General features: G+C 29.8%; 11 protein-coding genes. 1 reads left to right on the top strand and 10 read right to left on the bottom strand.

Features of this window, described 5'->3' with window-relative positions; translation table 11 throughout:
- Positions 1 to 565: 565 nt before the first annotated feature.
- The 10 genes from PVA18_RS01885 to PVA18_RS01840 all read right to left on the bottom strand — a co-directional run bounded on the left by PVA18_RS01885 (position 566) and on the right by PVA18_RS01840 (position 11215).
- A complete protein-coding gene (locus tag PVA18_RS01885; RefSeq protein WP_045804728.1) occupies positions 566 to 1030 on the bottom strand; it encodes a type II toxin-antitoxin system RatA family toxin in 465 nt (154 codons plus the stop codon).
- Between the two features lie 275 nt (positions 1031 to 1305).
- Positions 1306 to 3207: a molecular chaperone DnaK gene (dnaK, locus tag PVA18_RS01880; RefSeq protein ID WP_045804729.1), complete on the bottom strand. Its 1902-nt coding sequence runs from the start codon at positions 3205 to 3207 to the stop codon at positions 1306 to 1308.
- 93 nt (positions 3208 to 3300) lie between these two features.
- Positions 3301 to 5127: an Rne/Rng family ribonuclease gene (locus PVA18_RS01875; protein WP_045804730.1), complete on the bottom strand. Its 1827-nt coding sequence runs from the start codon at positions 5125 to 5127 to the stop codon at positions 3301 to 3303.
- 131 nt (positions 5128 to 5258) lie between these two features.
- Positions 5259 to 5594 carry a cation:proton antiporter subunit C gene (locus PVA18_RS01870; protein ID WP_045804731.1) on the bottom strand — a complete coding sequence of 112 codons (336 nt, stop codon included), beginning with the start codon at positions 5592 to 5594 and terminating at the stop codon, positions 5259 to 5261.
- Between the two features lie 49 nt (positions 5595 to 5643).
- Positions 5644 to 6063 (bottom strand): Na(+)/H(+) antiporter subunit B, encoded by a 420-nt coding sequence (locus PVA18_RS01865; protein ID WP_045804732.1) that lies wholly within the window; start codon positions 6061 to 6063, stop codon positions 5644 to 5646.
- Positions 6056 to 6601 carry a DUF4040 domain-containing protein gene (locus PVA18_RS01860; RefSeq protein ID WP_045804733.1) on the bottom strand — a complete coding sequence of 182 codons (546 nt, stop codon included), beginning with the start codon at positions 6599 to 6601 and terminating at the stop codon, positions 6056 to 6058. The genes PVA18_RS01865 and PVA18_RS01860 overlap by 8 nt, the downstream gene beginning before the upstream one ends.
- Entirely contained in the window at positions 6591 to 6872 is a 282-nt protein-coding gene (locus tag PVA18_RS01855) for a monovalent cation/H(+) antiporter subunit G (RefSeq protein WP_231568499.1), read from the bottom strand. Before PVA18_RS01855 ends, PVA18_RS01860 begins: the two co-directional genes overlap by 11 nt.
- A gap of 14 nt (positions 6873 to 6886) precedes the next feature.
- The gene (locus PVA18_RS01850) at positions 6887 to 7120 is read right to left on the bottom strand and encodes a monovalent cation/H+ antiporter complex subunit F (RefSeq protein WP_231568500.1); all 234 of its coding nucleotides are present in this window, start codon (positions 7118 to 7120) and stop codon (positions 6887 to 6889) included.
- Between the two features lie 571 nt (positions 7121 to 7691).
- Positions 7692 to 9683, bottom strand: a complete 1992-nt coding sequence (tkt, locus tag PVA18_RS01845; protein WP_045804735.1) for a transketolase — start codon at positions 9681 to 9683, stop codon at positions 7692 to 7694.
- Positions 9684 to 9739: 56 nt separating this feature from the next.
- On the bottom strand, positions 9740 to 11215 hold the full coding sequence (locus PVA18_RS01840) for a carboxypeptidase (RefSeq protein ID WP_045804736.1): 1476 nt from the start codon (positions 11213 to 11215) through the stop codon (positions 9740 to 9742).
- Between the two features lie 719 nt (positions 11216 to 11934).
- Here PVA18_RS01840 and PVA18_RS01835 point away from each other — a divergent pair.
- Positions 11935 to 12432: an OmpA family protein gene (locus PVA18_RS01835; protein WP_045804737.1), complete on the top strand. Its 498-nt coding sequence runs from the start codon at positions 11935 to 11937 to the stop codon at positions 12430 to 12432.
- Positions 12433 to 12754: the final 322 nt, after the last annotated feature.

The following is a 12754-nucleotide window of genomic DNA, read 5'->3' as shown; positions in this document are numbered from 1 at the left end:
ATTAACTAACATTAAGTCGCACTAAAAATAGCTATAAAATATTAGAAATATAAATATAGTTCTTACTAAAATAACTGTATTTCCCTCCACAAAAAAAGTAATAAAAAATGCTATTGGATTGTATTATCCTGCAATTCATAAATAATTGGAAATATCAAAACACGCACATGCATACATAACTTTTTGTAACTATTAAAACTTCAACTAATTATATTGAATCAACAATCAAAATCGCTCAATATTGATAATTGTGATATTTTTTTAAATATAAGCAGGCAGAAAAATTACATGTTATCAGGTTAATAACGCAAAAGCTATTAAATTCGATGTCTTATGATGAGGTAATTTTAGCTACTAATTCTATTAATATAGAATAACTCGTTTCCTATAAACAGCAAAATATATGATTGATCATAATATCTAAATTAAACACACAAAACATACTCTTACTTATTCTTCAGATTTAAAATAATTAATACAAAGACAGAACATAATCTGACTATTTATCTGTTTGTTAATACAAGTATAACGACTTCTTTTTCTACTTGAAAAATATAATAATATACTATTCAGGTAACAATAAATTATTTGCCCTATTTTTAAAAGCAGTCATTATTCTCTTATATGCACTATCACAAACCAAATTAAATACAGACTGTAACATAGGTACTTTAAAAGCACAACTTATATAAAACTGTACTAATGTTTGATTTGCACCTCTTGGAATAAACGTCCATTGATTATGTAGAAATCTAAATAATCCCTCTACCGCTTCAACCTTTATCCACCCTTCTTGAACCATAGTAGGCTCCTTAAATACAACATTTGAAGTATATTGACCACTCAACCCTTTAAAATTAGCTAATAAATCAGCTACTATTATATTTTCTCTACGTTCTTTTATGTAAACTGCTTTACACCATGGAAGAAAATCAGGGTATTTCTCAACATCTAATACTATATTGAATAAATCAACAGCAGAAAAATTGATAATATCGCTATCATTTAAGTTATATTCATTTCTAGACATAACAAGACTTCATAAGAAGTATAAATACACATCCCAATTGGGAGAAACCGTCATTGCCGTCTATGCTCTGAATATCCTGAGATTTAAAGCTAAGGTGGGCACCATTTATTAATCTCCATTGACTAACAGTGACAGTTCCCTAAAAGAATCAATTGAGCTCGAGGAATTAACTTAACTTCAACGTACAACACAGAAACTCCCATTGGAATCCTAACACAATATAATATACCTATCAACTTTATATTCTTATACAACTACAATAAGAACAATAAATTCTATTTTTTGTCTTTTTTATCAATCTCCTGATAATCAGAATCAACAACTTTAGAATCTTCTTCGTTACTTGCTGTAGTACTTTCAGCAGCTGAAGGATTATTAGCAGTATTACCATATAAAGCTTCACCTAATTTCATTGATACTTTCACCAAATGATCAATCTTTTGCTGCAAAATATCTACATTTTCCATATCACTACTACTGAGACTATCTTTCACATCTCTAATAGCATTTTCAATTTCAAGCTTATCAGAATTTGGTATCTTATCTCCATGCTCATTCAAGGACTTCTCTGTAGAGTGTATTAAATTTTCACCATTATTTTTTAGCTCAATAAATTTTTTACGCTTTTCATCTTCCCCAGCTTTTTGTTCAGCTTCTTTTATCATTCTTTGAATTTCATCATCACTTAACCCACCTGAAGATTGAATTTTAATAGCTTGCTCTTTACCAGAAGCTTTATCTTTTGCTGAAACATGTACTATACCATTAGCGTCTATGTCAAATGTAACTTCAATTTGAGGCATACCACGAGGAGCTGAAGGTATACCTTCCAAGCTAAATTGACCTAATAGTTTATTATCAACTGCCATTTTTCTCTCACCTTGGTATACTTTAATGGTTACTGCAGTTTGACCATCTTCTGCTGTTGAAAATACTTGAGATTTCTTTGTAGGAATTGTAGTATTTCTTTCAATTAATGGAGTAAATACACCACCTAAAGTTTCTATACCTAAAGACAATGGAGTTACATCTAACAATAATACATCTCTAACATCACCAGCAAGAATACTTCCCTGTATAGCAGCACCTATTGCTACAACTTCATCTGGATTAACACCTTTATGAGGCTCTTTACCAAAAAATTCTTTTACTTTTTGTACTACCTTAGGCATTCTAGTCATACCACCAACTAATACAACTTCATCTATTTTATCTGCAGATATTCCAGCATCCTTAAGAGCTTTTTTACATGGTTCGATAGTTCTTTGAATTAGATCATCAACTAAATTTTCAAATTTAGCTCTAGTTAATTTTAAACTTAAATGCTTAGGTCCAGTACTATCACTAGAAATAAATGGCAGGTTTATATCAGTTTCCATGCGATTAGATAATTCTATCTTTGCCTTTTCTGATGCTTCTTTGATTCTTTGCACTGCCATAGAATCACCATGTAAATCTATACCTGTAGTCTTTCTAAAATCATCCATCAAATAGTTCATAATTGCATGGTCAAAATCTTCACCACCAAGCATTGTATCCCCATTTGTTGCCTTTACTTCAAAAACACCATCAGCAATTTCTAATATTGATACATCAAAAGTACCACCACCTAAATCATATACTGCTATTACTTTTTGCTTATCACTTTTATTTAACCCATATGCTAAAGCAGCAGCTGTAGGTTCATTGATTATTCTAATAACATCTAGCCCTGCTATCTTTCCAGCATCTTTTGTTGCTTGACGTTGTGCGTCATTAAAATATGCAGGTACTGTAATCACAGCTTTTTCAACCTTATGTCCAAGATATCTTTCTGCTGTTTCTTTCATTTTTTCCAAAACAAATGCACCAATCTGACTAGGAGAATACTCTTTACCAAGTACTTTTATCCAAGCATCCCCATTTTTAGCAGATACTACATCATAAGATGACTTTATGTCTTTTACATCTTGATATCTACGTCCTATAAGCCTTTTACTAGCATATATAGTATTCTTAGCATTTGTAGTAGCTTGACGTTTTGCTGGATCACCAACCAACCTTTCTGAATCAGTAAATGCAACTATTGAAGGCGTAGTTCTAGCTCCCTCACTATTTTCAATAGCCTTTGCATCACCTCCTTCCATAACTGCAACACAAGAATTTGTCGTACCTAAATCTATACCTATAACAGCCATAAACAGCCCCCTTACATAAAAATCAAAACTATAATCACAGATATAATAACCAAATCACAAGATTACAACCCTATTTAACACAAGTTCATAAATTTATGAATTAAATTGTGAAAATATGCGGATTAACCATTTCTTTATCCAAGTATTTCCAGTAGGAGTCTTTTGTATTTCTTCTTTTAATTTATTATCTTCAGGAGTTTTATAGTCAACAGTAAATACATTTATAACATCTTTACTTTGATTTAACATATCATAATTTTCAACACTAATATGAAAATCCGATGTGCTACTTGTATTTTGATTAACAGTCAACTTAACTGACACACTGAATTCTTCCTCAATCTCAGCAATATGTTGACGCTTATTGTTAAAAAAATATTCTATCATTTGTCCAGCAACTGAGATATTTATTAATTTATTACGATTCTTATTAGCACAATATCTAATATCACGTAATATATCTCCAGAAGAAGATTCTAGAGATCTAACTCTACCCACCCCCTTGCAATGCAAACATTGTACTGTATTTGCTTCTAATATACTTTGCTTGACTCTTTGTCTCGATATTTCCATCAATCCAAATGTACTTATATAGCCAAACTGCACTTTTGCTTTATCATATTTAAAAGCTTCTTTAATTTCAGATTCTACTGACCTACAATAGCGATATTTTAACATATCAATGAAATCTATTACTATTAGTCCAGATAATCCTCTTAAATTAACTTGTCTAGCAATTTCTTTGACAGCTTCCATATTTGTCTTATAAGCTGTTTCTTCAATACTGTCCTCACCTGTCATCTTGCCAGAATTAACATCTATTGACACTAATGCTTCTGTTGGAGTAATAACCATGTATCCTCCAGAAGGTAAATTAACTATATTTCCATATAGCTCAGAAATTTGTGACTCAACTTTGTAATAAGAAAAAATAGGAACACTACCTTTATAAATTCTAAGACGCACCCTATTCCTAAACATAAATTTAACACATTCTTTCGCTAACTCATACGCATAGCTACCAGATACAATAATATCTTGTGTGTTTTCATCACAATAATCTCGCAGTGTTCTTTTTATTATATCACCCTCAACATATAACAATGATGGCATAGTAATACTCACATAACTATTCTGTATACTTCGCCAAGTTGACTGTAAATAAGATAAATCCTGTTCTATATCTTTTTGACTCTTATTAGACCCAGCAGTTCTAATAATCATACCAGATTCTTTTGGTAGTTTTATAGCACTCAGAAAATTCTTCAAAACCTTTCTATCATCAGCATCCTCAATACGACGGGATATACCACTGTTCTTATTACCAGAATTTGGCATAAATATACAATACCTACCAACCAGAGTAATAAAAGTTGAAAATGTTGCTCCCTTGTTTCCACGCTCCTCTTTTACAATTTGTGCCATTAACTTCTGATCAAGTTTTATTACATCTTGCACCTTATATAATTTGTAAAAAGGCAGTTTAGATTTACCATTTTTCAAATTATCTTTTTTTAATAATGTCAACTTCTCATTATAATGGTTAACATCTTCTTGATCTTTACTATCACATGTAACAGAATCATCTACAGATCTTACATCATCATCATTTTTTATATCAGAATCTTCATATAATACTTGATATAATTTTTCTTTCTCTTCTTCAGATATATTATAATAATCCAATGATATTTCAGAAAAAGGTAAAAATCCGTGCTTATTTGCTCCATATTCAATAAATACTGCCTGCAAAGATGGCTCTATACGCTTTACTACAGCACAATACACATTACCTTTTAAACACTTTTTACTCTTTGATTCTTGATCAAATTCTACAACTTGCCCATTACGTAATACTGCTACTCTAATTCCATCTTGATATACTGCATCAATTAATATCCTTTTATTATAATCTGACACTAGACTTACACCTAAAACTCACTTAATTATAGCCTTTAATTATAACAGCATAGATAAGATTTAAAAGATAAAAACACCTTATTATTACCCACACCTAAAAAACATAAATAAGTAAAATAATAACTATTTGTTTACCTACGTATTTTTTCGTCATTTATTGAAGAAAATGCCATTTTTATTTTTACAACTATTGATAAGCCAACAGCAAAAATTGCAACACCAACAACAATGGCTGTTAACATTAAAACACTAGGCAAAGGATTAGTATATAATACTGCATTATCACTTAAGATTGGTACAGTACCATCACTAACATAACCCATAGAAATATAGAACAACAATACAGAAGTTTGAAATATATTTAATCCTATTAACTTTTTTATAAGATTTTTACTAGTAGCAGTAATATATAATCCTATAACCATTAATATTATAGACACAATGTAATTAAAATAACTAAAAATCATACACCGGAGCAAAAATACTTAAAATAAAATTATTAAAAATAATATGTATTCATCCTTTATAAGAAGATACAAAGTTAAAAAAAATAGTCAACATAGAACTACATACAGTCATGCCTACACCTAATTCCACAGCAAATATCCCTAATTTTTGTCCCAATACTGGATCACTCATTAACGTAGAATAAGATAGAAATTCACCACCAAGTAACATAGATACAACACCAGTACCTCCATATATTAAGATACCAATACCACCAATTAACCTCACAATATATGGTGATATTACTTTTGAGGTAACCTTCAATCCAAATAATATACCATGCAAGATAATTGCAGATGCAACAATAACCCCCGCCTGAAAACCACCACCTGGACTATAATCACCATGAAATTGAATATATAATCCATACAAGATTATAACAGGTATCATCAAGATAGATATTGTCCGCAAAACTGGATCCTTAAACATGATTATTATCCTTAGCAAGTAATAAAGAAATTCCTAAAGAAGCAGTAAATATTACAACTGTTTCACCAAAAGTATCATATCCACGAAAACTTGCTAAAATTGCAGTCACTATATTAGGAATTCCCATATAGGAATAAGTATTTTTTACATAATAAGATGCAACATGATTATTTGCAAAAGAGTCAGCATCCCCAAAGATAGGTAAATCAGGTATCACATACATCAAACTTACAAACACTCCTAAAGCAGTAATCATAGGAAATATTTTTATACTATCATATATTTTCTCTTTACCTGTTTCAATTAACGATAAAGTAATTAACATTAGTACAGTAGTCATACATGCTCCTACAGCAGCTTCTGTGATTGCAACATCTGGAGCATCCATCACTAAATACAATAACGCCATTAAGAAGCTAAATATACACATCATTACTACATTAACAGTAAGATTTTTAGATAACATTAAAGAAAATGACATAAACACCAGAAATAGAGACAACACAACATTCATAATAAAATTAATATTACTCAACATCACCTTTACCTTTTTTGTCTCTGTAATAAGCAGAACGTGCTAATGCATAAGATGCTGTAGTACTAGTAATCCATAATAAGCAGATTAATAATAAAATCTTAACTGTAAAAATCGAAAACTCAGATTGCATGGTAAGCCCAATTAAAATTAAGGATGCTCCTAAAGAATCTGTGATACCTGCAGGATATAACTTTGTATAAAAATCAGAAGACCTTATTACTCCTACCATAGAAGTAATAATTAAAAATATTCCAAACCCTAGAATTATCATGCTTAAATATTCCATCATTTTTTTAGATCTCCAAAAGAACCATGAAGAAAAAATCTCATAAATCCAATAGTAGAAATAAAATTAATACACACATATACCAAAGATACATCTATAAATAATGAAAACGTATCATTTATGATTCCAATAACAACAATCAAAATCATGGAATACGTACCAAACAAATTTGCAGCAAGTATTTTATCATATATAGTTTTACCAATAGATAGATATACTAACATCATTCCCATACAAAATAATAACACACAAACTGTAAGTACTAACATTTCATCCAATGATAATAATGATAAAATGAATATATACAAATATTATCAATACACAAACATTAAAATCATAACAACTAAAACTTAAATCACTAAATATCATATTATTTACTTATTTGATAATAAATTAGACCATATTATGAAATGTACATAAGACACTATCTCCACTAGTATACTGATTACCACTTAGAGATTGAAAATATATAGGTAATATTTATATCTTTTCTCTTATAAAAAACATACTTTTATTATTAAAATTTATATATCGAAACAATCAAACATCCTATGACAGGATAAAATATAACTAGAATTCACAATTTTAAAGATTTTCAAGTACAAAATTGATGAGGCTAAATATCAACGCATAAATTAATAGAACTTTGCAAAACTCGACATTATAACTCAGCATTAGAAAACACATACTAAGTAATAACCAATTACAAGAAAACCTTAAATAACTTCAATTTATGAAATTTTTGTAATATCTAAGAATTCCAAATTTACAAATACTCAAAAAAATGAATTATAACAGTTATATCTAATCCGTATTAATTTTCAATTTATCAAGTATCTTACTTACTAAGTTTTCTGCAGTGATTCCAAAATGCTTATATAAATCTTTACATGGAGCAGATATCCCAAAATTCTCTAAACCCACAAAAATACCATTTTCCCCTATGTATTTATGCCATCCAAAAGAACTTGCAGCTTCTAAAGCAGTTTTAATACTCTTATTGTTCAATAAATTGAAGATATATTTTTTATCTTGTTGCCCAAATAACTCCCAACAAGGAACAGATACTACTCTCGTACCTAACCCTTTACTCTTCAAAATATCAGATGCTTTTAATGCAACTTCTACCTCAGATCCAGTTGCAAAAATGGTAACATCCAAATCTTTCTCATATTCACGTATAATATATGCACCCTTACTAGATAAATTCTCTTCAATACATACACTACGAATACAGTTAACATCTTGTCTAGATAATATAAACACAGATGGAGAATTAGTTAATTTTAATGCAATCTCCCAACATTCTAATACCTCAATAGCATCAGCTGGTCTAAAAACATATAAATTAGGGATTGATCGCAAAGATGATAAATGTTCTACAGGTTGATGAGTTGGACCATCTTCTCCTACTCCAATAGAGTCATGTGTCATAATATAAATAACCTGCTTTTTCATCAATGCAGACAATCTAATAGCTGGTCTACAATAATCAGAAAAAACCAAAAATGTTCCACCATAAGGAATTATCCCACCATGCAAGGCCATACCATTCATACATCCCGCCATAGCATGTTCCCTAATACCATAATGTAGATAAGACCCCTTAAAATTATTTCTGTTCATAACTGATACAAACTGCGGCTTAGTATTATTAGAATTAGTAAGATCAGCAGAACCACCTATTAATTTACTTGTATTCTTCACTATAATTTCCAATACTCTACCAGAAGTCTTACGAGTTGCTTCATTTAAATTTAAAGTATACAGTTCCTCTTTGAATTTTTTTAAACTTAATAAAACTGAATCAGAAACACCATCCTTTATTATATCTATAAAATCACTAGAAGTTTTACTGTATTTTGTAGACCTCTCAAGCCACATGTTGTATTCAGCCTCTGATCTACTAGCAACATCCCTCCATAACTGCAAAATTTCTTCTGGTATATTAAATGGTTTGTAATACCAACCTAATTTTTCTTTCATTAAGATTACTTCTTCTTCTGAAAATGGCCAACTATGTGCAGCACAAGTATTTTCTTTTAAAGACAAATTTTTTCCAATAATTGTCTTACAACAAATCAAAGAAGGTTTGTCAGACTTTCGAGCATCTCTAATCGAAGACTCAATTTGACTAAAATCATGTCCATCTATTTCGAAAACATCCCATCCATAAGATAAGAACCTAGCTTTAACATCATCTGAAACAGACAAAGAAGTTGGACCATCTATTGAAATACTATTGTCATCAAATAATATTATCAATTTACTCAATTGCAAATGCCCTGCCAAAGATGCTGCTTCATGACTAATGCCTTCCATAAGACAGCCATCACCAACCATAACGTAAGTAGCGTGATTGATAATTTCATTACCAAACCTTTCAGATAATACCTTTTCCGCTATTGCCATACCTACTGCACACGCTAAACCTTGACCTAATGGGCCAGTAGTAGCATCTACACCAGGAGTACAACCATATTCTGGATGCCCAGGAGTTAAAGAATGAATTTGTCTAAATTTTTTTATTTCTTCTATATCCAAATACCCTAAAAAATATAATATAGAATATAACAGCATAGATCCATGCCCATTCGACAACACAAATCTATCTCTATCAAACCAATCAGGATCTCTAGGATTAAATTTCAGAAACTTTACAAACAACACTGTAGCAACGTCTGCCATGCCAAGAGGCATACCTGGATGCCCAGAGGCAGCTTTCTGTATAGCATCTACTGACAACACTCTAATGGCATTAGCCATATTTACCATATTACTATATTCGCTGTCCATATTCCACTCTTATTAAATTCACAACCACACAACTTTAGTTAAACACATACAACGACTTACACATTCAAATATTTATCCGTAAGGTAATTTTTATAAAAAGCAACATTCAATTTCTGCCCTGTAATCTTCTTTAATAAATCCATGCTACTGTACTTTGTACCATAATCACATATATTCTTATTCATCCATGAGGTAAATAATGAGAGATCTCCCTTTGCTATCTGTGATAAAATTTGAGAGTAATTATTTTCCATAACAGAAAAAATCTGAGAGGCAATAATAGCAGAAATCATATAACAAGGAAAATATCCAAAAATCCCACTCACCCAATAATCATCCTGTAAAAATCCTTCTAAATCATTCTTTGGAGCAATGTTAAAATAGTGTTTCATTCCTTGAACCCAAGCATCTGGCAAATCTTGTACTTGCAGAGAATCACTTATCATTTCCTTTTCTAAAGTATACCGCAACATGATATGAGCTAACAAAGTTACCTCATCAGACTTATGCATAAATAAATCAGGTCGTACTTCATTAAAATATAACTGAATATTTTCATAATGCCCAACCTTGCCTCTAAAAGAAAACTGCTTCTTCAAAATAGGAGATATAAATTGTATAAACTCCGTACTCATCATCAAGTGAGTCGATGTCAATAACCCTAAAACTTCAGGTAAAATGTTGTTTATATTCCATCCTACAGGTTGTTTATACCACATCTCAGGTAAATTTAAAGCATATAAAGCATAACCTATTTTTCTGAGCAAAGTCTTCAATCCAACTCTATAATTACTTTCATCATAATCAACTAAAAAAGACAGCTCTTTTCCAAATGAATATCTATTACTTACATAATCTTGGTCAATAATATTTATATTATTACCAATCATACCAAAACACGATAAAGTATCATATCCTAGAAGTATCTGCTTATCTTTATTAATATTTTTTGGATAACAAATCTTATTGTGTTTTTGTTTATCACCTATTTCATTGATAAAATACCGAAAAAAAGCTCCTATTTCAGTAAATATAGCATCTACCTTCTTTGTATTTAACTTACTATCCTGCAATCCTAAAATAACATCATACTTAGAAACCTTTAAACTTTCAGCTTTAATAGAAGCAACATCACCTACTAATCTTACAACATCAGACAATAATGTAATTACATCCTGTACAGAAGCATCACCATTACGAAACAATAACCAAGAATTTTTACACTTTACTCGCGCTTTGTAAAGATCTAATACCAATTCTATAGGAATAGCAGTGCTATTCTTATGTATGAATTCAATATGATTTAAATTAGCAATTTCCCAATCATTTAATTTCGCTTTGTTGGCCACAGAGTGTTGTATCATATCACCAATTATCTCATTACTGACAATTTCGTGCCTAATTTCTTTAAGGGTACAAACATGCTCTATTCTATCACTAAAATTACCTTTACTAGTTTCTAAAACACTAATAATAGAATTAATACTTCCAATTTTATCAAAAACTTGCTCTAAAAATTTATAATGTTTCATATGTATAATATTCCGTAGGTTAAATTCATTTAGTCAGTTAATCAAAAAATTCATTAAATTCCATAACTTTTCCAAAATATACTAAAGCATACAATGCATACTATATATATGCTACACTAGGCAAAATATTAATAACAAAAATACTGATACCTAAAAATCACATAATTCCAATAAATAGTTGACAATGATAACCAACATATTAGCGCAATATAACATAAAATATCAATATTTCTCTCTTCAAAAAATTTAAATAATTCTACTAAATGTAAGATCCTAAATGGATTTCTCCATTAAACAACATTTTTACAAGCATTATGATATACATTACTAACTGCACTATATCAATAGTTATAAAAAACTATTTAAACATTAACATATTATATTAATATTACATATATTTACTCACATAACTTGAAGTAATAATTTTTGTTCGTTGATAAAACTATAGATTTATCATTATCAAGTAGTAATAGATTTTTATATATCCAAATAACCAATTATTGTTTTTCACATAAGATGATTACTAAAAACAACAATAAGTAAATAAAAATTAGGCCTTTTTATACATATAATTGCACATAAATACTCATATGTTTGCAATACTTGTCTTGATTGACATTAATAAATCCAGTAATATGGCTACACTTTGATTTTTCTCTTGACTTAAGATAATTTTAAGTAATTATCATGATAATCTTGTTAAAAACAATTGAGGCACTATGAAACATAAGTTGGTATTTATCAAATTCATACTACTATGCTTAATTCTCAGTAGCTGTAAAACTACTGATCATACTCCCTTGGTAAATGTTGATCATGTGTTCTCTAATGCAAAAGTTATTGAAAAGCTATACTTCAGTTTTGGAAAGGCAACAATAGAAGATTCTGATAAAGTAACACTTGAAAAAGTTATACAAAAAGCACAGGAATACCCTAATACTAGTATTATTATTGTCGGACATACTGATACCAGAGGAACAGATGAATATAATTTGGAGTTAGGCATCCAAAGGGCAAATGCTGTTAAAGATTTTATTCTAGAGCATGATCCATCTTTAGAAGATAGAATTACCGTAAAATCTAGAGGAAAATCTGAACCAGCAGTTTTAGTGTACTCTAACAATCCAGAAGAAGCTGAATACGCTCACACTAAAAACCGCAGAGTTGTAATAACACTTACTGATAACTTCACAGATAAAACTAAATCTGTCAAATAATGAACTGAAGAGGGTTCAGATTTTTAATAAAATAGGTAGTAGTAAAGGTAAAAAATAATTGATTTTATAAATGATTGCCATTTCGATCATTAATTCATATAGAATACGTACACTTTCTATATATATTTTTAATATGTAGAAAGCAATGTACTTCTCTCCTAGAAAAACATTCATTAAGCATTATTATCACCTTCCTCTCCTTATGGGTCCAAAGGTATACGTATTCTCACTTAAGTCATTAATATATGACTCCCAAACATTGAAATTTAACAAATTCAGATTTTTTAAGATCAACATCAAAAATCGATATAGGCAAAATACT

Origin of the sequence: Ehrlichia muris subsp. eauclairensis, assembly GCF_051097115.1 — a bacterium.
Lineage (GTDB): Bacteria > Pseudomonadota > Alphaproteobacteria > Rickettsiales > Anaplasmataceae > Ehrlichia > Ehrlichia muris.
The sequence above is the reverse complement of the archived record's forward strand: the minus strand, read 5'-3'. Positions and strand labels throughout refer to the sequence as shown.

Bases quoted from the DNA above. Each gene is read 5' to 3' on its own strand.
- PVA18_RS01885 (WP_045804728.1), bottom strand. From the start codon at position 1,030: ATGTCTAGAAATGAATATAACTTAAATGATAGCGATATTATCAATTTT.
- dnaK (WP_045804729.1), bottom strand. From the start codon at position 3,207: ATGGCTGTTATAGGTATAGATTTAGGTACGACAAATTCTTGTGTTGCA.
- PVA18_RS01870 (WP_045804731.1), bottom strand. From the start codon at position 5,594: ATGATTTTTAGTTATTTTAATTACATTGTGTCTATAATATTAATGGTT.
- PVA18_RS01865 (WP_045804732.1), bottom strand. From the start codon at position 6,063: ATGTTTAAGGATCCAGTTTTGCGGACAATATCTATCTTGATGATACCT.
- PVA18_RS01860 (WP_045804733.1), bottom strand. From the start codon at position 6,601: ATGTTGAGTAATATTAATTTTATTATGAATGTTGTGTTGTCTCTATTT.
- PVA18_RS01855 (WP_231568499.1), bottom strand. From the start codon at position 6,872: ATGATAATTCTAGGGTTTGGAATATTTTTAATTATTACTTCTATGGTA.
- PVA18_RS01850 (WP_231568500.1), bottom strand. From the start codon at position 7,120: ATGGGAATGATGTTAGTATATCTATCTATTGGTAAAACTATATATGAT.
- tkt (WP_045804735.1), bottom strand. From the start codon at position 9,683: ATGGACAGCGAATATAGTAATATGGTAAATATGGCTAATGCCATTAGA.
- PVA18_RS01840 (WP_045804736.1), bottom strand. From the start codon at position 11,215: ATGAAACATTATAAATTTTTAGAGCAAGTTTTTGATAAAATTGGAAGT.
- PVA18_RS01835 (WP_045804737.1), top strand. From the start codon at position 11,935: ATGAAACATAAGTTGGTATTTATCAAATTCATACTACTATGCTTAATT.